At 38.1% G+C, this 22,665-nt stretch carries 24 protein-coding genes; 19 read left to right on the top strand and 5 right to left on the bottom strand.

Going from position 1 to position 22,665, the window contains the following annotated elements; all coding sequences use genetic code 11:
• The first annotated feature begins 10 nt into the window (after positions 1-10).
• The 4 genes from araA (at position 11) to mmsB (ending at position 5,544) form a co-directional block, all read left to right on the top strand.
• On the top strand, positions 11-1,507 hold the full coding sequence (gene araA, locus J2S78_RS12505; RefSeq protein ID WP_306899040.1) for an L-arabinose isomerase: 1,497 nt from the start codon (positions 11-13) through the stop codon (positions 1,505-1,507).
• A 235-nt stretch (positions 1,508-1,742) separates the two neighbouring features.
• The gene (gene chvE, locus J2S78_RS12500; protein ID WP_306899038.1) at positions 1,743-2,819 is read left to right on the top strand and encodes a multiple monosaccharide ABC transporter substrate-binding protein; all 1,077 of its coding nucleotides are present in this window, start codon (positions 1,743-1,745) and stop codon (positions 2,817-2,819) included.
• A gap of 23 nt (positions 2,820-2,842) precedes the next feature.
• Complete coding sequence (gene mmsA, locus J2S78_RS12495) at positions 2,843-4,378, top strand: multiple monosaccharide ABC transporter ATP-binding protein (RefSeq protein WP_306899036.1); 1,536 nt, start codon at positions 2,843-2,845, stop codon at positions 4,376-4,378.
• Between the two features lie 2 nt (positions 4,379-4,380).
• A complete protein-coding gene (mmsB, locus tag J2S78_RS12490) occupies positions 4,381-5,544 on the top strand; it encodes a multiple monosaccharide ABC transporter permease (RefSeq protein ID WP_306899035.1) in 1,164 nt (387 codons plus the stop codon).
• A 91-nt stretch (positions 5,545-5,635) separates the two neighbouring features.
• On the opposite strand, the gene J2S78_RS12485 is transcribed toward mmsB, so the two are convergent.
• Positions 5,636-6,331 carry an L-ribulose-5-phosphate 4-epimerase gene (locus J2S78_RS12485; protein ID WP_306899033.1) on the bottom strand — a complete coding sequence of 232 codons (696 nt, stop codon included), beginning with the start codon at positions 6,329-6,331 and terminating at the stop codon, positions 5,636-5,638.
• A 219-nt stretch (positions 6,332-6,550) separates the two neighbouring features.
• On the opposite strand from J2S78_RS12485, the gene J2S78_RS12480 reads away from it, so the two are divergent.
• The 11 genes from J2S78_RS12480 to J2S78_RS12430 all read left to right on the top strand — a co-directional run bounded on the left by J2S78_RS12480 (position 6,551) and on the right by J2S78_RS12430 (position 15,449).
• The gene (locus tag J2S78_RS12480; RefSeq protein ID WP_306899031.1) at positions 6,551-8,224 is read left to right on the top strand and encodes a ribulokinase; all 1,674 of its coding nucleotides are present in this window, start codon (positions 6,551-6,553) and stop codon (positions 8,222-8,224) included.
• 78 nt (positions 8,225-8,302) lie between these two features.
• The gene (locus J2S78_RS12475) at positions 8,303-9,784 is read left to right on the top strand and encodes an alpha-glucosidase/alpha-galactosidase (RefSeq protein WP_306899029.1); all 1,482 of its coding nucleotides are present in this window, start codon (positions 8,303-8,305) and stop codon (positions 9,782-9,784) included.
• A 107-nt stretch (positions 9,785-9,891) separates the two neighbouring features.
• Positions 9,892-10,269 (top strand): fluoride efflux transporter FluC, encoded by a 378-nt coding sequence (locus J2S78_RS12470; protein ID WP_306899027.1) that lies wholly within the window; start codon positions 9,892-9,894, stop codon positions 10,267-10,269.
• The gene (gene crcB / locus J2S78_RS12465) at positions 10,266-10,658 is read left to right on the top strand and encodes a fluoride efflux transporter CrcB (protein WP_306899025.1); all 393 of its coding nucleotides are present in this window, start codon (positions 10,266-10,268) and stop codon (positions 10,656-10,658) included. Before J2S78_RS12470 ends, crcB begins: the two co-directional genes overlap by 4 nt.
• Positions 10,659-10,661: 3 nt before the next feature.
• Complete coding sequence (locus J2S78_RS12460) at positions 10,662-11,432, top strand: IclR family transcriptional regulator (RefSeq protein ID WP_306899023.1); 771 nt, start codon at positions 10,662-10,664, stop codon at positions 11,430-11,432.
• A 162-nt stretch (positions 11,433-11,594) separates the two neighbouring features.
• Complete coding sequence (gene dgoD, locus J2S78_RS12455) at positions 11,595-12,743, top strand: galactonate dehydratase (RefSeq protein WP_306899021.1); 1,149 nt, start codon at positions 11,595-11,597, stop codon at positions 12,741-12,743.
• 197 nt (positions 12,744-12,940) lie between these two features.
• The gene (locus J2S78_RS12450; RefSeq protein WP_306899019.1) at positions 12,941-13,144 is read left to right on the top strand and encodes a hypothetical protein; all 204 of its coding nucleotides are present in this window, start codon (positions 12,941-12,943) and stop codon (positions 13,142-13,144) included.
• A gap of 93 nt (positions 13,145-13,237) precedes the next feature.
• Positions 13,238-13,750, top strand: a complete 513-nt coding sequence (locus tag J2S78_RS12445; RefSeq protein ID WP_306899017.1) for a spore coat protein — start codon at positions 13,238-13,240, stop codon at positions 13,748-13,750.
• Positions 13,751-13,882: 132 nt separating this feature from the next.
• Positions 13,883-14,617 carry a sulfite exporter TauE/SafE family protein gene (locus tag J2S78_RS12440; protein WP_306899015.1) on the top strand — a complete coding sequence of 245 codons (735 nt, stop codon included), beginning with the start codon at positions 13,883-13,885 and terminating at the stop codon, positions 14,615-14,617.
• 30 nt (positions 14,618-14,647) lie between these two features.
• Positions 14,648-14,806, top strand: coding sequence for a hypothetical protein (locus J2S78_RS12435; RefSeq protein ID WP_306899013.1), 159 nt, complete (start codon positions 14,648-14,650; stop codon positions 14,804-14,806).
• A 205-nt stretch (positions 14,807-15,011) separates the two neighbouring features.
• Positions 15,012-15,449, top strand: coding sequence for a CHRD domain-containing protein (locus J2S78_RS12430; protein WP_306899011.1), 438 nt, complete (start codon positions 15,012-15,014; stop codon positions 15,447-15,449).
• A gap of 127 nt (positions 15,450-15,576) precedes the next feature.
• On the opposite strand, the gene erm is transcribed toward J2S78_RS12430, so the two are convergent.
• The 3 genes from erm to J2S78_RS12415 all read right to left on the bottom strand — a co-directional run bounded on the left by erm (position 15,577) and on the right by J2S78_RS12415 (position 17,497).
• Complete coding sequence (erm, locus tag J2S78_RS12425) at positions 15,577-16,311, bottom strand: 23S ribosomal RNA methyltransferase Erm (protein WP_306899009.1); 735 nt, start codon at positions 16,309-16,311, stop codon at positions 15,577-15,579.
• Positions 16,312-16,374: 63 nt separating this feature from the next.
• Positions 16,375-16,434: a 23S rRNA methylase leader peptide ErmCL gene (gene ermCL, locus J2S78_RS12420; protein WP_123317386.1), complete on the bottom strand. Its 60-nt coding sequence runs from the start codon at positions 16,432-16,434 to the stop codon at positions 16,375-16,377.
• Between the two features lie 337 nt (positions 16,435-16,771).
• Positions 16,772-17,497 (bottom strand): YwaF family protein, encoded by a 726-nt coding sequence (locus J2S78_RS12415; protein WP_306899007.1) that lies wholly within the window; start codon positions 17,495-17,497, stop codon positions 16,772-16,774.
• Positions 17,498-17,649: 152 nt separating this feature from the next.
• Between J2S78_RS12415 and J2S78_RS12410 the strand changes: the two genes are divergently transcribed.
• From J2S78_RS12410 to J2S78_RS12395, 4 genes are all read left to right on the top strand, one after another.
• Complete coding sequence (locus J2S78_RS12410; protein WP_306899006.1) at positions 17,650-18,420, top strand: hypothetical protein; 771 nt, start codon at positions 17,650-17,652, stop codon at positions 18,418-18,420.
• Positions 18,421-18,423: 3 nt separating this feature from the next.
• A complete protein-coding gene (locus J2S78_RS12405) occupies positions 18,424-18,801 on the top strand; it encodes a GntR family transcriptional regulator (protein ID WP_306899004.1) in 378 nt (125 codons plus the stop codon).
• Positions 18,798-19,490 (top strand): ABC transporter ATP-binding protein, encoded by a 693-nt coding sequence (locus J2S78_RS12400; RefSeq protein ID WP_306899002.1) that lies wholly within the window; start codon positions 18,798-18,800, stop codon positions 19,488-19,490. Before J2S78_RS12405 ends, J2S78_RS12400 begins: the two co-directional genes overlap by 4 nt.
• Positions 19,491-19,575: 85 nt before the next feature.
• Entirely contained in the window at positions 19,576-20,643 is a 1,068-nt protein-coding gene (locus tag J2S78_RS12395) for an aromatic acid exporter family protein (protein ID WP_306899000.1), read from the top strand.
• Positions 20,644-20,665: 22 nt separating this feature from the next.
• Here the strand turns inward: J2S78_RS12395 and J2S78_RS12390 are convergent, their stop codons facing one another.
• A complete protein-coding gene (locus J2S78_RS12390; protein WP_306898999.1) occupies positions 20,666-22,447 on the bottom strand; it encodes an N-acetylmuramoyl-L-alanine amidase in 1,782 nt (593 codons plus the stop codon).
• Positions 22,448-22,665 lie beyond the last annotated feature (218 nt).

Genomic DNA, 22,665 nt, shown 5'->3' with positions numbered 1-22,665 from the left:
GGAGATGGCCATGCTAAAGATAAAATCTTATGACATTTGGTTTGTAACGGGGAGCCAGCATTTGTATGGGGAGGAAACCCTGGCTGAAGTGAAAGCGCATTCGAGTGAGATAGTACAAGGGTTAAATAAAGATGACTCCGTTAATGTAAATATCGTACTAAAAGATGTAGTGACAACTTCAGACGAAATATTACAATTGATGAAAGAGGCAAACAGTGATAATAATTGCGCAGGGGTCATTACATGGATGCACACCTTCTCCCCGGCAAAAATTTGGATAGCTGGTCTGAAGGCTTTACAAAAACCACTATTACATCTTCATACACAATATAACGCAGAAATACCGTGGAATAAAATTGATATGGACTTTATGAATTTGAATCAGTCTGCCCATGGGGACAGAGAATTTGGATTTATGACGGCACGAATGGATATTCCGCGCAAAGTTGTAGCGGGGCATTGGCAGCGCAAAGATGTTAAAGATAGGATTGGCAGATGGTCCAAAGCAGCTGTTACTTTCTCAGAAGGACGTAATATAAAAGTAGCTCGCTTTGGTGATAACATGCGTAATGTAGCCGTGACAGAAGGAGATAAAGTGGAGGCGGAAATAACATTCGGCTGGATTGTACAAGCACATGGCATCGGGGATCTTGTAGAATACATTGATCGTGTAACAGATGAAAAAATAGAACAATTGCTAAAAGAATACAAGGAAGCGTATGAGATTCCATCCGACATAGCTAACGATGAAAATCAATGGAATGCTGTTCGTGAACAAGCCCGGATTGAAGCGGGAATGGAAGCCTTCCTTGAAGACGGCGGGTATACTGCTTTTACTACGAATTTCGAAGACCTTCACGGCATGAAACAGCTACCAGGTCTTGCCGTACAAAGATTGATGGAAAAAGGATACGGTTTTGGCGGCGAGGGAGACTGGAAGACAGCGGCTCTCGTGCGCGCGATGAAAGTAATGGCAGATGGAAAAGATACTTCCTTTATGGAAGATTACACGTACCACTTAGAAGAGGGTAATGAACTCATTCTTGGATCACATATGTTGGAGGTCTGTCCAACGATAAGAAAAACTGATGAAAAACCGAAGATAGAAGTGGAACCATTGTCAATGGGTGGGAAGGATGACCCTTCTCGTATCGTATTCAACAGTAAAACGGGAAGTGCCGTTAATGTTTGTATTATTGATTTAGGTGATCGTTACCGGATGGTGTTGAATGAAGTAGAAGCGGTAGAAGTGAAGGAAGATATGCCTCATTTGCCTGTTGCAAGAGTACTTTGGGATCCTGCTCCTACACTGGAAAAATCAGCGGAATCATGGATTTTAGCTGGTGGGGCTCATCATACTTGTTTGTCTTATGCACTGACGACAGAGGATTTGCAGGATTGGGCTGAAATGCAAGGGATAGAATGTATTGTCATTGATGATTCTTCCCGACCAAGGCAAATTCAACAGGAGATTCGCCAAAACGAAGCATATTGGAGTAAAAATTAATCAATAGCTATTTTGAAACTTGGAAAAGAGGTTCTTTTCATCACAGGAGGAGATAGTAATCCTATGTGGTGAAGGGAACCTCTTTTTTGTTGTAGTAAATAATGAAGGCCGTAACATATTGTAAGGCTTGTTTCATACACATATATATATGCAACTGTATCATCATTCGTCCATGTACTTGTCATTTAATGATGGAAGCGCAAACAATTAGTGGGTAAAAGGAGAGTGAAAGTATATGAAAATGTGTTACGGCCTTATTATGACTGTTTTGTTCCTATGTTTACTGACCGCTTGTGGTAGTGACAGAGCGGGTACAGAAACGGAAACGATAGGTATTTCAATGCCTACTCAATCATCAGAAAGATGGGTGAATGATGGAGATAACATGGTGTCCGAGCTCGAAGAATTAGGATATGAAACGAATTTGCAATATGGGGAAGATGTGGTTGAAGATCAAGTGTCTCAAATCGAAAACATGATTACAGAGGGTGTGGATGCTCTTGTGATTGCCCCTATTGATGGGGAGGCTTTAACCAATGTGTTAGACATGGCCCAAAACTCTGACATTCCAGTCATTGCCTATGACAGGTTAATTATGAATCATGAGCATGTCAGTTATTATGCTACGTTTGATAACTTTGAAGTCGGCGTTTTGCAAGGAGAATATATAGAAGATCACTTAGGACTTGCAGATGGAGAAGGACCGCATCATATTGAATTGTTTGCCGGATCTCCAGATGACAATAATGCTTATTTCTTTTGGGATGGTGCGATGTCTGTATTAGATTCTTATATAGAATCGGGGGACCTCATAGTCGGGAGTGAACAAACAGATTTTGAACAAGCAGCAACACCGCAGTGGAGTGGTTCTGATGCCCAAGAAAGAATGGATAATATACTAAGTGCTCATTATGCCAATGAAGAAGTAGACGCTGTTTATTCCCCATTTGACGGTATAAGTCTTGGAGTTATATCTTCACTAAAATCAGTGGGGTATGGAACGGACAATCAACCTCTGCCGTTAATAACAGGTCAAGATGCAGATACTTCCTCTGTACAATCTATCATTGATGGAGAACAAACTCAGACCATTTTTAAGGATACGCGGGCATTAGCAGACAAAGCCGTAGATATGGTTGATGCGGTAATTAATGATAAAGAAGCTGAGGTGAATGATACCAAAACGTATGATAATGGTGAAAAAGTGGTTCCAGCTAATTTGTTAGAGCCTATTTCTGTAGATCAGTCTAACTATGAAGAAGTGTTAATGGAATCGGGTTATTATTCTGAGGAGGATCTGGATATAGAGTAGAGATTTTTATAGGGAGGGTGACGATGCAAAACCGAATGCTGGAAATGGAAGGGATAACAAAAACGTTTCCTGGTGTAACAGCATTAGAAAATGTAAACATTCAGGTCCAAAAGGGAGCTATACATGCGCTAGTGGGTGAAAACGGAGCAGGCAAATCTACGTTGATGAAAGTGTTAAGCGGCGTTCATCCTTATGGTACTTACAGCGGAAACGTGTACATTCACGGGAAACTGTGTACATTTAAAAATATTAATGAAAGTGAAAAAGAAGGGATTGTTATCATTCACCAAGAGCTTGCTCTTATCCCCGAATTATCGGTTGCCGAAAATATTTTTTTAGGAAACGAGCAAGCAGAAAAAGGGATTATAAATTGGAATAAGACTGTTACGAAAACGATAGATTTGTTAAAAAAAGTAGGGTTGGATGTTTCTCCGTTGGACATTATTAAAAATATAGGAGTTGGTGGTCAGCAATTAGTGGAGATCGCCAAAGCCATTTCGAGAGAAGTTCAGTTATTAATCTTAGATGAACCTACCGCAGCTTTGAACGAAGAAGATAGTGAAAATTTATTAAAATTACTGTTTGAATTTAAAAAACAAGGAATAACGTGTATATTAATTTCTCATAAGTTGAAAGAAGTAATAAAGGTAGCTGATTACGTAACTGTATTAAGAGATGGGCAGACAATCGAGACGTTATCATTACAAAAAAACGAAGTGACAGAAAATCAAATAATAAAACAGATGGTAGGAAGAGATTTAAAAAAAATCTTTCCAGACAGATATGCAAATATAGGGGATAAAGTATTCGAAATAGAAAGTTGGACAGTCTATCATCCTCAACAACCAACTAAAAAAGTATTGGACGACGTTAGTCTATATGTTAGAAAAGGTGAAATAATAGGGATTGCAGGGTTGATGGGGGCAGGTAGAACAGAATTAGCGATGAGTGTGTTTGGAAAATCATATGGTAGAAAAATTAGTGGAAAAATTTATAAAAATGGTAACGAGATTACGATAAAAAATGTAAATGAAGCTATTGAGCATGGGTTAGCCTATGTCTCTGAAAATCGTAAAGAATACGGGTTAATATTAATAAATAGTGTTAAACACAATCTTACACTGTCCAATTTAAAAAAAGTATCAAAGCGTTATAGAGTAAAAGACTATTTAGAAGTGCAAGCAGCGGAACATTTAAAAAAACAGATGAATATTAAAACCTCCAGTGTAGAAAAAAAAGTGGTTCATTTAAGTGGTGGGAATCAGCAGAAAGTAGTGTTAGGTAAATGGCTATTCACTGAACCGGAAGTATTAATGTTGGATGAACCAACAAGAGGAATAGATGTGGGAGCAAAATTTGAGATTTATAAAATAATTAACGGATTGGCGGAGTTAGGGAAAAGCATTATTATTATTTCTTCTGAATTACCGGAATTAATAGGCATTTGTGATCGCATTTACTCGTTAAGTAATGGAAAAATAACTGGTGAAGTAAACCGTGATAACGCCGATCAAGAAAAGTTAATGGAATACATGACGGAAGAATACGGGAGGTCCTGAGTATGGAAACGATTAAAATATCCTTTATTAACAACTTCCGTAGATATGGCATGATTATTGCTTTAATTGGTATCATGCTTTTATTTCAAATATTGACCTCTGGGACATTACTGACTCCTTTAAATATAACTAATATTATTATGCAAAACAGTTACATTATCATACTAGCGATTGGCATGATGCTAATCATTATCACCGGTAATATTGACTTATCCGTAGGTTCTGTGGCTGCGTTTGTCGGGGCAATATCTGCAATTATGATGATATCTTTTGATTTGCCGATTTTGCTCGCTGTGTTTCTTTGCCTCGTACTTGGAGCGGTAATTGGCGCTTGGCAGGGATTTTGGATTGCTTATGTTAATATTCCGTCTTTCATTGTTACGTTAGCAGGCATGTTGTTATTTCGAGGATTGACGTTAGTTGTGTTAGACGGACAAACGATATCGTCTTACCCAAATAATTTTAAAAGCATTAGTACAGGGTTTATTCCGGACATTATTCCGGGATCACCTTTAAATGTTTTGACAATGATAGTGGGTGTTCTTTTTTCCATCTTTTACGTAGGCAGCGAGTGGAAAAGAAGGAAGGATCAAAAAAGTTTCGGGCTGGATACAGGTGTTTTTACTATATTTCTTACGAAAGTAATGCTATTAACTGCTGTTATATTGACGCTCACATATATTCTTGCTTCGTATGCAGGTATTCCATATGTATTAATTACTTTGTTTGTATTGGTAGTTGGTTACACATCAGTGATGAACAATACTATATATGGAAGGCATATTTATACAGTAGGTGGAAACGAATCAGCAGCAAGACTTTCTGGTGTGAAGACAAAGAAGATGACATTCGGCGTATTTGTAAACATGGGAATACTTGCAGCGATTTGTGGATTGGTTTTTTCAGCGCGCTTAAATGCAGCAACTCCGACTGCTGGTAACTTATTTGAATTGGATGCTATTGCTGCAGCCTTTATAGGTGGAGCCTCGATGAAAGGCGGAGTAGGAACGGTCATGGGGGCTGTTATTGGTGCATTAGTAATGGGTGTATTAAATAATGGCATGTCTTTGATGGGGATTGGGACAGATTGGCAGCAAGCAATCAAAGGGTTTGTATTATTGGCTGCTGTTGCGTTTGATATTGTAAGTAAAAATAAGGGGTCGTAAATGATGAAAAAGAGGGAAGGGCTAGGAGATAAAAGCCCTTCCCTTCATGCAAATTCTATTAATCTCTTTAATGATAATCAAAGAGTCATAATCAGTCTTGACCATAATAGGCGTTTTTCCCGTGTTTTCTCTGATAATGTTTGTTCAACACATAATCATCGAGAACTTCTGGTTTTTCTGTGCCGGCAAGCTGTTGTGATAAAAATGTCATTTTGGCAGTTTTCTCTAGAACAACCGCATTGTGGAGCGCGCTTGCAGGTGAATTACCCCAAGCAAAGGGAGCATGCCCGTGGACGACAACACCAGGGACCTCTATCGGATTGATGTCTTTAAATGTTTCAACAATAACATCTCCGGTACATTTTTCATAATCGGTTTCTACTTCTTCTTTTGTCAAACGGCGTGTGCAAGGAATTTCTCCGAAAAAATAATCTGCTTGTGTTGTACCGGCACAAGGTATACCTTTTCCAGCTTGAGCCCAAGCTGTTCCCCAATCAGAATGAGTGTGAACTATACCTTGTACTTCCGGAAAAGCTTTATACAATTCAATGTGAGTTGGTGTGTCTGAAGAAGGTTTCAGTGAGCCTTCAACAACTGTTCCGTCAAGGGAAACGACGACGATATTATCGATGCTTAAGTCTTCGTATGGGACTCCTGAAGGCTTAATTACAAGGTTTCCAGAACTAGGGTCGAATCCGCTTACATTTCCCCAAGTAAAAGTAACAAGGTCATATTTTTCTAACCACTGATTAGCTAATACAACTTCTTTTTTTAGTTGTTCGAGCATTATATTCACCTCTTTAAAAAATGTACGTACATGTTAAGTAAAGGATAAAGCACGATTACCCTGCGGTCAACCATTTTTAAACATTTTACGTCTAATATTTTTTATATAGCACGCTTAAAATGTCTTGCTATTTGTATGAAATTTATTTATAATTTTAAATAGTTGTACGTACATGAGAAAAGGTTTTCATAATACTAGTAAATGCAGGAGGGGTAATCATTGAGTAAATATACTATCGGGGTCGATTTTGGAACATTGTCCGGAAGGGCAGTAGTCGTTGACATTACTAGCGGAGAAGAGTTAGCAAGTGCCGCGAAGGAATATCCACATGGTGTGATAGACAAAGAACTTCCTCAACATATCGCTTTAGATCATGATTGGGCACTGCAGCACCCGGATGACTATATTCATGTTCTTGAAACAGCTGTTCCCCAAGCAGTAGAGAATGCAGGAATTTCTAAAGATAATATTATAGGCATTTCCATTGATTTTACTGCTTGTACGATGTTGCCAGTAAATGAAGAAAATGTTCCGTTATGTCTTACGAAAAAATGGGAGAATGAACCGCATAGCTGGATTAAACTATGGAAACATCACGCAGCTCAACCGCATGCGAATCAATTAAATGACGTACTAGAAGAGAAACGTCCAGATGTATTATCCCGTTATGGAGGGAAGTTGTCGTCTGAATGGATGATTGCAAAAATCATGCAGATTGTCGATGAAGCTCCTGAAGTGTATAGCGAGGCCGATCAATTTCTGGAAGCGACAGACTGGGTGACGTCTCAATTGACTGGAGAAATCAGAAAAAACAGTTGTACTGCTGGTTATAAAGCAATTTGGCATAAGCAGGAAGGTTATTTAGACAAAGAAACTTTGAAAGCGTTATCGCCGAAAATGGAAGATCTATATGAAACGAAACTTAGAGGAGACATATATCCACAAGGTACGAAAGCTGGGGAATTAACAGCAGAAATGGCTCAGAAAATGAGTCTTCCTAAAGGTATAGCTGTTGCTGTCGGTAATGTTGATGCTCACGTTAGTGTGCCGGCAATGGGTGTAACCGAAGAAAAGAAATTAGTAATGGCCATGGGAACATCTATATGTCACGTATTACTTGGTAAAGAAGAAAAAGCGGTAGAAGGAATGTGCGGTGTTGTAGAAGACGGCGTAATCCCAGGTTATTATGGATATGAAGCTGGCCAATCAGCAGTAGGGGATATTTTCTCCTGGTTTGTTGATAACTACATCCCGGAGGAATACGAACAAGAAGCACGGGATAAGGGTGTTTCTATTCACGAATTATTAGAACAAAAGGCAAACAAGTTAGAACCTGGTGAAACAGGTTTACTGGCACTTGATTGGATGAATGGAAATCGTTCTGTTCTTGTTGATACAGATTTAACAGGAATGATTCTTGGGATGACATTGAGCACAAAGCCTGAAGAGATGTATAGAGCACTGATTGAGTCTACAGCTTTTGGGACGTACAAAATTGTTAATAGTTTCATAGACAAAGGGGTTCCAATTGACACATTATATGCATGTGGAGGACTTTCTTATAAAAATAAGATGCTGATGCAAATTTATAGTGACGTGACGAATTTACCTATATATATTGCAGAAAGTGAAGAATTACCTGCTGTTGGGTCCTCCATGTTTGCGGCGGTGGCAGCTGGCTCTGAAAATGGAGGATATGATTCTATAGAGGAAGCTGCCAATTCAATGGCTAGAATTAAACCGGAACCAGTGTTACCGAATCAAGAAAGACATGAAGTGTATCAAAAGCTGTATGAAGAATATAATCGTCTACATGATTATTTTGGCAGAGGAGAAAATGATGTGATGAAACGCTTGAAACAGTATAAGAGCGATGCATCCAACAAAGTCTGAACAAATGTTAAAGACAGAGAGAGGTCACGCAGTAATTGCAGCCTCTCTCATTTTTTAAGTTGAAAGGAGACGTATAAAATGGCATTTAAAGTGGCGTTTATTGGGGCAGGAAGTATTGGCTTCACAAGAAGTTTATTGCAAGATTTATTAGCAGTTCCTGAGTTTCAAGATATTGAGATATCTTTTACGGATATAAGTCAGAATAATTTGAATATGGTAACAGAACTGTGTCAACGAGATATTGATGAAAATGGATTGAATATTACGATTCAATCGACAAAAAATCGGCGTGCTGCATTAAAAAATGCAAAATATGTGTTTGTGGTTGTACGAGTCGGTGGTTTAGAGGCCTTTCAAACGGATATTGATGTTCCTTTAGCATATGGGATTGACCAGTGTGTTGGGGATACATTGAGTGCTGGCGGCATTATGTATGGTCAACGAGGAATTCCCGTGATGCTCGATTTTTGCAAAGATATTCGAGAAGTTGCTCATCCAGATTGTCTCATGTTGAATTATGCGAATCCAATGGCCATGATGACTTGGGCGGCGAATAAGTATGGCGGTGTGAAGACGATTGGGCTTTGTCACGGTGTACAAGGTGGACACCGACAAATTGCGGATGTATTAGGATTAAAGCAAGAGGAAGTGGATATCGTTTGTGCAGGAATTAACCATCAAACATGGTATGTTCAAGTAAAACATAATGGCAATGATATGACAGGGAAGTTATTAGAAGCATTTGAAAACCATCCTGATTATAGTAAAACAGAAAAGGTTCGAATTGATATGTTACGTCGTTTTGGATACTACAGTACAGAATCCAATGGACACTTGAGTGAATATCTTCCTTGGTATCGAAAACGTCCAGAAGAAACGAAAAATTGGATTCACTTGGACTCATGGATTCATGGGGAAACAGGTGGTTATTTAAGAGTCTGTATAGAAGGAAGGAATTGGTTCGAGACGGATTTTCCAAACTGGATGAAGGAACCTCCTCTTCATTATTCCCCGGAATATCGTGGTCAAGAACACGGTTCTTATATTATCGAAGGGCTGGAAACAGGGAGAACATACCGCGGACACTTCAATGTCATCAATCATGGCGTTATTAACAATCTGCCTGATGATGCAGTCATTGAAGCACCTGGATATGTAGATGCAAATGGCATTAATATGCCTATTGTCGGTGATCTCCCATTAGGATGCGCTGCGGTATGTCATACGAGTATCTCCGTTCAGAGATTAGCAGTGGAAGCAGCAGTTCATGGAAATGATCAGTTATTAAGGCAGGCTATGATGATGGATCCATTAACGGGAGCTGTATGTACTCCACCTGAAATTTGGCAGATGACGGATGAATTGCTCACGATACAATCGAAGTGGCTGCCACAATACGAGGACGCTGTTTCTGAAGCACAAGACCGTCTTAAATCGGAACATTTACTTCCAACGAAATCGTTTGAAGGTGCTGCTCGCATAAAGGTGAAGTCGGTCGAAGAGATGAAAAAAGATCGGAAAGAAGCGTCTAAAAATGCAGGGGCTGCCGATAAAGCGTAAGGTGAAGAATACAACGGGGCTAATCAGGTCAGGACAATGAATTGATTTTCAAAAGGAAACGAAAGGAGTATGATTGAAAAAGAAAAATAAACGCCGGGTGAAAACGTATGAAAAATATTTTAGCTATTAGTGCAGGTGCAGCGGTTGGAACATACTTGAGGTATCTTTTTAATTTGCAGACCCAATTTACAGACTATCCCCTTGGAACGTTAATGGAAAATCTTATAGGAAGTTTGTTGTTAGGATTAGTGTCAGGTTATGTTGCAGCAAGAAAGCCGAGAGACTGGGTGAAAGCCGGTTTAGGTGTCGGCGTCTGTGGGAGCTTTACAACATTTTCAACACTTGCAGCCGATACGGTTGGACTTTTTTTGGAACAGAATATGTGGGTCTCTCTTTTTTATATTCTTATAACGCTGGTGGGCGGAATCTCATTAGCAATGGCAGGATTTCTGTTTGGTGAAAAAAGGGGAGGGGGCGTATCGTGACAGCTATTTATTTAACTATAGGTGGTGCAGTCGGGGCTGTATGTCGTTATTTATTAGGTATTTTTATGGCTCGCTTTCAAGCTCAATTTACTATTCCAATAGGGATGTTAACTGTTAATATTATAGGTTCTCTCGGTTTAGGCATTTTTTTTGGAGCTATGTATGGTAATATACCGACAGGATTGTACAATGATGCGTTGTATGTATTGCTTGGCATTGGATTTTTTGGAGCGTTTACAACCTTCTCGACGTTTAGTATGGAGTCTTTTCATTTGTTAGAAAAGCGTCAATATAAACCCTTCTTTATTTATACTGGGATATCTGTTGTAGGAGCTATTTTTTGTTTTGTGATAGGGTTGTTTGTATTTCAAACTTGGATGGGAGGTTAAATGATGGCGAAAGATCAAGTGATCTCTGTTCAATCGGTGGACAGAGCATTACACATTTTGAATATGTTGCAGCAAGAACCTAAAGGTATAGGTATTACGGAATTGTCTAATAAGTTAGATGTGTCAAAAAGTACAGCTCACCGGCTTTTGATGTCATTGTGGAAAAAAGGGTTTGTTCAACAACATAAAGAAACTGAACGTTATGTATTAGGGCTGAAGTGTTTGGAACTAGGTGAAAGCGTGTCAGAAAATCTGGATGTTCGCCAAACAGCTAAATCTTACTTGGAAGAGCTGGCGAAAAAAACATCAGAAACCGTCCATCTTGTTACACTCGAAAGTAATGAAATGGTTTATATTGATAAAATTGAAACAAACGCCACGATTCGGATGTTTTCGCGTGTCGGAAAACGGGCGCCTCTTTATTGTACAGGAGCAGGGAAAGCGATGTTAGCCTTTTTGTCTGAACAGGAAAGAAATCAAATATATGACATCACAACTTTTCGTAGATACACAAGTACAACAATCACCGCTGTTGATGCGTTAGAAAAACATTTGGAGGTAATACGGGAAAATGGGTATGCGCTTGATGAAGAAGAGCATGAAGAAGGGATTCAGTGTGCGGCTGCGCCTATTTTTGATCATACGGGAGACGTGGTGGCAAGTGTGAGTGCAGCAGGGCCTGTTTTCAGAGTGGAAGAGGAAAAATTGACGCTGATGGCTGCTGATGTAAAGAAAACGGCTGATGCTGTTTCTAAAGCGCTGGGCCTGTTTTAAAAGAATGCATCAGTTGTTGGTGTTTTGTCATTCCAAACATAATTGATTGAATAGTTTGACAACAATTGAGATGGATTTTATAATTTTAGTCAATTGAAAGCCTTTTTATTTTATCATTATAAGGAACGATATTCCGTAATAAGGAACAAAAGGAGAGGTAGAATGAAAATTACAGGGTATGAACTATTTCAAGTTCCTCCTAGATGGTTATTTTTGAAAATAGAAACCGATAACGGTATCACTGGATGGGGCGAACCAGTTATTGAAGGACGAGCCCATACAGTAAAAGCAGCTGTGGAAGAGTTAATGGAATACATAGAGGGGAAAAATCCGCTTCGAATTGAAGATCACTGGAACACTCTTTATCGTTCCGGGTTTTATAGAGGCGGTCCAATCTTAATGAGCGCGCTGGCAGGTATCGATCAGGCGTTGTGGGATATTAAAGGGAAGTATTATGACGCGCCGATTTATGATTTGATGGGAGGCGCATGCCGAGACTCCATCAGAGTATACTCATGGATTGGTGGAGACCGTCCGGCAGCCGTTGGAGAAGCTGCGAAAAACGCTGCAGAAACAGGGTTTACTGCTATTAAAATGAATGGAACCGAAGAAATGCAATATATCGATTCCTACGAAAAAATCGATGCGACCATTGAACGGGTAGCGGCCGTAAGGGAAGCCGTTGGAAAAAGGGTTGGCATTGGGATTGATTTTCACGGCCGGGTTCATAAACCGATGGCAAAAGTGTTAGCCAAAGAACTGGAACCGTATCGTCCGATGTTTTTGGAAGAGCCTGTTGTTCCAGAAAATAATGAAGCTCTTCGTGAAATAGCGAATCATACCCATATTCCAATTGCAACAGGAGAGAGAATGTTTTCAAGGTGGGATTTTAAATCATTGCTAGAGGACGGTTATGCCGATATTATTCAACCAGATATTTCACACTCAGGGGGTATCACGGAAACGAAAAAAATTGCCACCATGGCGGAAGCGTACGACGTGGCAGTTGCGCCTCATTGCCCGTTAGGACCGATTGCACTGGCTTCCTGCCTGCATCTAGACGCGACATCCCATAATGCATTTATCCAGGAACAAAGCCTTGGTATTCATTATAATAAAGAGAACGATTTGCTTGATTATATAAAAGACCGCAGCGTGTTTGACTATGAAAACGGACATGTAAAAATACCTCAAGGTGCAGGACTAGGAATAGAAATAGATGAAAACTATGTACGCAAACGCGCGAAAGAAGGACATAATTGGAAAAATCCAGTTTGGCGTCATGCGGATGGTAGTATCGCTGAATGGTAGAAGAAAGCTCAGCGCCGGGAAATATCCCGGCGCTATTTTTATAAGTTCAGAAAGTATAAGGTGGTGCTGGTGTTAGTGGTCTATGAACTATATTTAAAAATAATTGCCATTTTGTCCAGAAAAGCTAGATTCTTCCCCATACATATCGTTCTATCTTTCATACCATTTATAGAAATGGATTAAAGGAGGGTAAGGATATGCAACAAAACCCCAAATTGACTCAAATGCTAGTGAAGCGTCTATTAAAAAAACACGGTATAGATCACTCTAAAATAGAGTTATCAGATGAGGAAAAAGAGGAGCTTAAAGAAGTTGTCAGTAGTATGCAAGACAGTGTAGAACAATTTTTAGCCGGAGAACAATTTAGTGATAAAGAAGATGAAGAAGAGAAAGAATCATAAGGGAAAATCACAAAATATGTGTTTGTATTAGGTGGTTTGTCCAATCTTTTGTATAAATCTCTCATAGAATACTAGCAGAAAGGAGGTAATATGATGGGAAGAAACAATAACAGAGATTGCGACAGAGACAGAAACAGAGACAGAAATAGAAATAGGAATAAGAATAGAAATAGGAATAGAAGATGGAATGCCTTAGATCCTTCTTCTGACATGTCTTGTGGAGGAAATAATAACAATAGTACGCAAAACGCAGACCAAACAAATAAAACGGTACAAATTTCAGAAGACTATATAGAAATCATAGACTGCTGTGATGTTAGTATTTCCAATACAGACATTAAAGGAGCATTAAGCGTTCAAGCAGGAATTCAAGCAGCTATTTTAATTCTCATTACCGTTTCTATTGGAGGAGATTCGGATAGTGCAGAAAGATTCACGCAGGATCTAATGCAGTCAGCTAAAATAAAACAGCACACGCATCAGTACACGTATCTTGAAAATAGTAGAGGTGTGACGATTGATATTAATGATACGCAGTTAGCGCTTAACATTCAAATACTATTACAATTATTGCTTGCGGTAGCTGTCGTTATTGATATTTTGTAATAATCAGGGAGGCGGAGGGAAAAGACCTTCCGCCTTTTTTCCATTGAGAGCGTGGTGATTCATATGGTTGTTACATGTTGTATAATGGAATAGTGGATTTTATTAAGGGAGACAGAAAGGTTCGAAAAATTTATGATAGCTGACATATTAGTTATTTTTGTCGTTGTATTTATCGGAAGTTTTATACAGGGGGCGAGCGGATTTGGGTTTGGATTGTTCTCGATGAGCTTTTTGCCGTTTTTGTTTACGGTGAAAGACAGTACGCTGCTTGTTACCTCCTTAGCGCTTGTCACGTGTATGACTATTTTTATCAAGGTGTATAAACATATTGATATGAAGAAACTTGCTTACTTATTAAGCGCCGCTGTCATAGGACGTGTTGCGGCTTTTTTTGTGCTTCATTATTTTGGTGAGATGGATATGCTAAAAAAAATATTGGGATTTGTTCTTATTGGAATGGTTATATACATATTATCACAAAAAAGAATAGGAACCCGGGATACTCCGGAAAAAAAGATTTTACCACTTTCTTTAGGTTTTATCGGTGGTTTTATCGGAGGCGTTTTTGTTGTTGGTGGTCCATTTTTTGTATTTTATTATTTAATGGTTAGCAATGATAAGTATTCATATAATGCAAATTTACAGGCTACCTTTTTTTTGACAGGAATGATTACAATCCTCATGCATGGGTTCAGCGGGGATATTCATCGAGAATTTATTATTTATTTTGTCATAGGAGTAATTAGTGTGATTGCTGGTTCTCGATTGGGAATGAAATGGTTTGAACATTTGTCCCAAGAGAGGATTAAAAAGATTGCAAGTGTTATTGTAGCGCTTGCTGGGTTAAATTTAATATTTTTTTCATGAGAGAAAAACTGTTTGAAAGGAAGTATTTAGATGGAACAAGAAGCTGGATTCGGGGTTAGACTTATGGCCAATCTACTGGATTCCTTGATTATTGGGCTTATTATGGGATTCATTACATGGTTGATACATGGTGAGTTTTTCATGGATAGTCTTAATCTAACAGATTTCCTCAGCACTATTAAAACCTGAGTCGTCTTCCTGATTAACAGATTGAACTTGAGTATCATAACGTAAGTCCATTCTAGAATCAGCTTCGGCTTCTACCGATAAGATAAAAAAACCACTTTTACTTGAATTTTATAACCTCTATCATTTGCCTTTTTTTAACCCTTCATCCTCTTACCTATACAAAGTTATTTCGATTTACATACCGTATATTCAGGAGGTGAAATTTATGGAGAAATTTGTCGCAAAGTTAAGTGGGATAAACGAAGTACCTCCAGTAAAGACGGATGCTTTTGGAATAGCTAAATTTATCGCTAATAAGGATTGTACAAAAATTGAATTTGAGCTAGAAGTCAACAATATTAGAAATTTCATTCAAGCGCATATTCACTTTGGAGCCCGCGATGAAAATGGACCCGTTCTTGTCTTCCTTTTTGGGGCTGACCTGGCGACTTTAGAAGATCAAAATGGGATAACCACCCGCCGAGGAGTAGTTACGGGAGTTATTACAGATAAGGATGTCGTTCCTAATGACGCAGGTGTAAAAAATGTCAATGACTTACTAATGCTGATGCGAAAAGAATTGACGTATGTAAATGCTCATACCGAACAAAATCCTGGTGGTGAAATTAGAGGGCAAATTATTCCCCGTCGTAAACGATGCTAAGTGTCTATTGTGTCTGTCTGTTCCCCACCTCTTAATGGGTGACAGACAGGCACGGGATTTGATATGTTTTAAAGATTTTGATTTTCCGTAAAAGGGCGCGTTTATCGAATAACGCGTCCCTTTTACACTATTTATTAAACAATTTATAACTATTGAAAAGAGATAAAAATTGTTTAAAGTTAACGTTATTTAAGTCATTTATTTTTGCATGTTTTAAGGCTTTATTAAACTGATTTTTTGTAAATAGTTTTTTGTACTCTTTGTTAACCCATTTCATTACAAAATATTTATATTTCTGTCTATCTCTACATGATATTTTTGATTGTTGTCTTTTTAATATAATTAATGAGCTATTAACTTTAGGCTTTGGGTGGAAGTGATCTCTAGGAATCATATTTAATATGGAAATATCAACTTCTGTCATTAAAAGTAACGCCAATGAGCGATTTGTATTTAACAGCCTTTTAGCAAATCCGTTTTCCACTATTAAATAACTGACTGCAGCTGTGCTTTCAAAAACAACTTTTCGTATTATACCTGTACTTATGTTATAAGGTATATTACCAAATATTTCATATGCTTTATTTTTAGGAAACTTAAACTGCAATATGTCCACGTTTATAACTCGAAAGTTATCGTAATTCACAAGTTTATTTTGCGTTTTCTGACATAATTTATGGTCTATTTCAATAGCTGTCACGTAATTGCATCTTTGAACCAATCCAAGCGTGAAATGACCTTTACCTGAACCAATTTCAAAGATATTATCATTTGCATTTATATTTATATTACTCAATATTTTATTTATATGATGTTTTGAAGTAATAAAGTTTTGACTATCTTTTATATTTTTTTCGTTCATTATAACCCACTCCAATGTGGTTATAATGAATTATTTTTTATATCAACGATTCATTATAACCATTTATTTTTCGTTTGGTTGATAATGAACTGTATTTATTACAAAAATGCTAAAAATACCCATATATTAACTCTCCTTCATTATGATTTATAATTTTAAAATCATGCACAATGGAGACTGTCAATTACAAATGTACAACAATTATTCATTAGAACTCCCTCCTTATAAACATATAATAATTATAGCACAAGCATTGCTAAATAATAACATAATAAAAGCCCATTAGAACAGTAAACTCTGTTCCGCAAACGCACGCTATTGTGCAAGAAGACTTAACTTTTAAACAACTTTATTGTTGTTTATTTTGAGAAAAAGAGGGTTGTATGAAGAAAATTAAACAAAACACCGTTCCATTTTCGAACGGTGTTTTGTTTGTTTGGAGTATTTAAATTAAACGACTTTACTTCATGTATGATACAAAAAAGATTGATTTGTAGACACCATAAATCAATAAAAACATGGAAAACGTGAATATCTCCAATGAAATAATGTAATATGGCCACGGGCCAAACCAGTCAAACAGAGTCGTTTGTGTTGGTTTATTCATGAGATACATATAATTACCATCAATGGCTAAATTAAAGAAAAACACAGCTAGGGCATATATGTTCAAAATCCCCCAAACCCGTAATACAGAACGAAAGGAAATGAACATTTTATCTACAAACAATAGGTAAAACACAACAAGAATAACAAGACCATGTGTAAGGAAAAAGTGGAAGAATCGGTAATGCGGGAATCCAAAAGCAGCAAGGTCCGGTGTGAGTAATGCTAATACTGCACTGCCTAAACCAGCTAAGAAAGTAATTTCAAACCAAATATTATGTTTGGTTAAAAGGGTTAAGACGGAAGTAATCCAAGCGATGCTGCTTAAATGTAGCGGCAATGAATAGGAAATATCCCATATCCCGTTTGTGATGTAGAAAGCTTGAAAACTGAGTTCACTTAGGAGAAAAAGAGAAATAAAGGCAAAAGAGATAAAGTTGCGTGAACCTTTTCTTGAAAGAAAATCGCGTCCAAGTATGATACATCCACTTAAAAAAATGATTATCAACCAAACAGTAATATGAGCTGTGCCAAACCATGAAAAAGTTGATCCTTCATGCATATAATTCCACCACGACATACGATACATCCCTTCTCAACGAAGATCTCCATGCCCATTTTACTATTTTATTTCTCAGAAAACGATATATAACTTCATTGACTCTTATTGTGTCCTAGTGTACTATTTAATTAGTACACTAGGACACAATAACAATTGGAGGTAAAAAAATAATGAAAAGCTGGCTTGCGCTTTTAAAAAAAGAATTTTTGTTAACACGAACGATTTTTCTGTTCGGCATAGGATTGATATTTGCAGTGCTGGGTATATCTTATGCTATGCAGGAAGGGTATGGTCCTCCGGTTACAATTTATGGTATGACAGACAGAGTGATGCTTTATAGTATGACAGCCGGTATTTTAATGCACTTTATTTATTTACCGGTGTATATGATTATAAGTATGCAAAAGGAATTAAAAACCTTTCATCTATGGCTGCATTCCCCTCAACCTATGTATCGTTTAATTTCAGCTAAAATGATAAGTGGTGTTGTATACATGATTGGTTCATTATTACTTAATGGAGCAATTGTTCTTGCTATTGCATATAACTTGATGCCCTCCGAAAATATTCCCGGATACATGGAAACAATAGAGTTTGTAGGATTGGCTGGTTCTTTTATTGTTGCTCAGTCTTTTTATGCAGGCCTATTCGTATTGCTGTTTATTTCTCTGTATTTAACTTTAAGGGATATTTTGCGAGGCTGGTCATGGTTGATTGTTATTGCTTTGTTTGTGGTATTTATTTGGATTAGTGATGACTTAATGGCAGCGGGTTGGCAATGGGCAGAAATATCGATAAATTTTGAGACGGGTATTTTAAGACCAATAAGTGAAATGTTTTTGTATCAATTTTATGTTGGAAATGTGCTTTTCCACTTTATTATTATGGTAGTCATCTTTGTAATATCCGCGGTATTGATAGATAGAAAAGTAGAGGTGTGACACGTGACACATACATTTGATACTTCTAAACCTATTTACCGTCAGCTGGCGGATCAAATATACTGGCGCATCATTAGAGGAGACTTGAAAGCTGGGCAAAAGCTGTCATCGGTCCGCGATGCGGCGATAGAATTCAGTGTGAATCCTAATACAGCGTCAAGAACGTATAATGAAATGGAGAGAGATGGTGTGGTGGAGACAAAACGCGGCCAGGGAACATTTGTGACAGAGGATCAAACAGTACTTCATCAATTGCGGGAAGAAAGAAAACAGGTTCGCATTGAGGAGTTTGTAAGGGAAATGGAAGCAATGGGGTTTTCTGCAACAGACATGATTCATGGTTTAAAATCGTATGTAGACAAGGAGGATCAAAGTCAATGATTACGTTAGAAGATGTAAGCAAACGCTACTTTACCAAATCGGCGTTACACAACATATCACTCGATATACCAAAGGGTGGTATAACTGGACTTGTAGGAGAAAATGGGAGTGGGAAATCAACAATATTGAAGGTATTATCTGGATTGATAAATCCAAGCAGGGGTTCCGTTTATATAGACAAAACGCCAGTCACACGTAGAATTGCGTCAAAGGTCGCCTATTTATCAGAATTAGATGCGTTTTATCGTTTTTATACCGTGCAAAATATGGTGGATTTTCAAGCCTCCCAATTTGATGATTTCAATAAGAATAAAGCAGAAGATATGCTTTCTTTTATGAAGCTTGATCCAAAGAGTAAAATAAAGTCGTTATCTAAAGGGAACCGTGGCAGATTGAAAATCGTATTGACTCTTTCCCGTGAAGCTCCCGTTATTTTAATGGATGAACCATTATCAGGCCTTGATCCGATGGTTAGAGAATCGATTGTAAAAAGTTTGATTTCATTTATAGATATTGAAGAGCAAACGGTTCTAATCACGACACATGAAGTGAACGAAATGGAGTCTATATTTGATCGTGTTATTGCCATTAAGAATGGTGAAATTTTGGGAATAGCACATACCGAAGATATTCGGGAGAAAGAGGGTTTACGTGTCGTGGATTGGATGACCAAGCACTATAACTCATAAAAGAGAAATAATTGACGATGTAGAGCGTATCGAATCGTTTTACTCTTATATGTTATGATGGGAAAAAAAGAAGTAGGCCATTTACATGTTAGAACATATAAAGAAAATACGAATAAAGTTTTTAGGGGCGCGGTTAATTAAAACAGGAATAGCTGTATATCTTGCAGCGTTTCTATGTCATTTAGCAGGCTTACCTCCTGCTTTTGCGGTGATTACGGCTATTGTAACACTAGAACCAACTGCAGCAGCTTCGATCAAAAAAGGTGTAAAGCGTTTTCCAGCTACTCTGATTGGGGCAGCATTGGCTGTGACAGCTGTTTCTTTATTTGGTCAAAATGCAGCGGCTTATGCAGTAGCGGCCGTATTTACGATATATGCTTGTAACCTTTTGCATTTAGAGGTCGGGACTCTTGTTGCAACGTTGACGGCCGTTGCGATGATTCCTGTTACAGAGGGAGCGTATTTCATTTCGTTTGTGGAAAGGGCTGGGACAACAAGTATTGGACTTGTCGTGTCGGCACTCGTCAATTTTTCGATATTGCATCCGCGTTTTTCTGAACTCATTTCCTCTAAGAATACCAAAATTATAGATGAGATCACCACGATTTTAGAAAAACGAGCCCATGAACTTTGTGTTAATAAACCTGCCACAAAAGCAACACGACAACAGTTTCAGCAATTGCAAAAAGACATAGACCGGGCGATGGATCTTGTTTATTATCAAAGAGAAGAATGGAAGTATCATCGCTACAGTACACAGTATATTGATTATTTCACTTATGAAAATAGGCGGCTTGAAGCCTTGGAGCGCATTGTATATCACATTAACAGTTTGTTTATGCTGAAAGAAGTGAATGAAAGTTTTCATGAAGGGGAAAAAGAGTTATGTGAACGAGGATTTCATTCCATTATTAATGTTCTGCATCATCCAGAACACCATATTCCTGAGGATCATTATAAAATGATTGCCGATATTGACCACCATTTTTGGCACATACAGGAAATTCATCCTGATATGATCTCGTACCGGTACCATCATCAATTTTCAAAAGAAATTATTGTGTTTTATGTCATTTTGTCTATTCATGATCGGTTGGAAGATATGGAACAACTACATAAACGACATAAAAAGAAGCACGGTTATTCTTCCTAAGACCGTGCTTCTTTTATGAAAGTTACCAGTTATAATAATTGTCGATGCCATCAAAAATAGCGTCTGCGGCATCCCCTTCATATCCTGCCTCTTTCATCCGTGCTGAATCTTCACTGTTGGTAACAAATCCAAGTTCTGCAAGTGTACTTGGCATCGTTGTGTTTTCAATAACAACAAATTCAGCATCTGTAACTCGTCGATAACTCATATCGGTTTGTGCGACGAGTTCATCTTGGATGTTTTGCGCTAATGCTTGGCTTGCCGCTGCTTTGTGATCATTATTATAAAATGTTTCTGCGCCTTGCGCTGATTCATCGAATGCGTTGGCGTGAATGCTGATGAAAGAATCTGCATCAACTTCTTCTGCTATTTGTACACGTTCTCCTAGTTCTAAAAATGTGTCATCGGATCGTGTCATAACAACATCTACATCTGCTTCTTGCAATCGTTCTTCGACTTCAAGTGCTACATCAAGAACGACTTCTTTTTCAACAAGTCCATTACCAGAAGCTCCGTTGTCATGATCTCCGTGGCCAGCGTCAATGACAATTGTTTTGCCTTTCAATGCATCTTCTCCAGGTTCTTTTTCTTGGAGGTAATAACGATGGACATAGCCTATTTCGTCATCATAACCAATCAAAGCCCAGTCTTCACTAGCATGTTCATAAACGTCAACGGTATCGCCCGTATCAAGTTTGTCGATACTTCTACTGTCAGCATTGTCCTCTGTTCTCACATTTAAATCAGACACTGTCACTTTTGCTTCAGCTATGATATCTTCTTTACTATTATCATCAGAAGAAAGGTCTGAGTTATTGTCTTCTGATTCTGTTTCATTCGAATCATTTATTTGCTCTTCTTCATCATTTTCTGTTGAATCAGATTCATCTGAATCGTTTTGTTCTACAGCGTCATTCTCATCTGCTGATTTAATATAATTTTGATGAACGTAGGCCCATTTTCCTTCGTGTTCGATTTTTAGCCATTCGTCTGATTTTCCATATATATCAACAGATGTCCCATCATTATAAGCAGTGATAGCATTGTAGCTCATTCCTGGTCCGCTTCTTACATTTAGAGGAGTATCCGCACTTACTTCTCCTGTATATATCACGTTTTCTTCAGCTAACTCTTCGTTTGAAGGAGTCTCACTTTTTACTTCCTTTTCTTCGTTGTTTTCCACGTCTTCTTCCATCGCCCTGGCTAAATAAGCGGAAACTTCAGCTCTTGTAGCATTTTCATTTGGACGGAATTCGTCCTCTTCTTCGATAATTTCATTGTCTACGAGAGTTTCTATGTAATTCCCCGCCCAAAAGTCAGATGAAATGTCGTCGAAATTCGTGGAACCTTGATTTTCTTCAGCCTCTTCTTCGAAAAAAGCTCGTCCAATGATTGCGGCGACTTGAGCACGTCTTATATTCCCATTCGGATCAAAACTTCCATCTTCTTTTCCTGTAAAAGCACCAAGTTCCGCTGCTTGTTCAATGTAATTATACGCCCAAAAGGTTTCGTCCACGTCCGAGAAAGAAGTGGCCGAAGGAGTGAAATTATTATTAGAAGTTAACGCGTTGGACATCATTTTGGCAGCTTGCGCTCGAGCTACATCTTCTTCGGGACCAAATCCTCCTGATTCTCTTCCATCAACGACGCCCTCATCTTCTAGAAACGCAATTTCATTCTCTGCCCAATAATTCTCGCTCACATCACTAAAAGAACTAGCGGCTTCTGCATGATGAGAGTTGGAGGGCAATAAGGTAAGTGATAGTGTCGCAGCTAAAATAGAATAAGATATTTTTTTATACAAAACGACAAAATCCTCCTCTCTTTTATAACTTTTTCTAATGTAATACAAGATTCCCCAATATTTTACCTGAGACTAGGATATCACGGTATGACGATATAGACTAGGTATTGTAACCGAATGAATTAAAAATTAATAATCATAGATGAAGTTTCAAAAAAAGACCGACCTCAAAAAGTTATGTTAACAACTTTTAGGTCAGCCTTTTTTAAAAGATACGA

This window comes from Salibacterium salarium, from assembly GCF_030813635.1.
Taxonomy (GTDB): Bacteria; Bacillota; Bacilli; order Bacillales; family Marinococcaceae; genus Salibacterium; species Salibacterium salarium.
The sequence above is the reverse complement of the archived record's forward strand: the minus strand, read 5'-3'. Positions and strand labels throughout refer to the sequence as shown.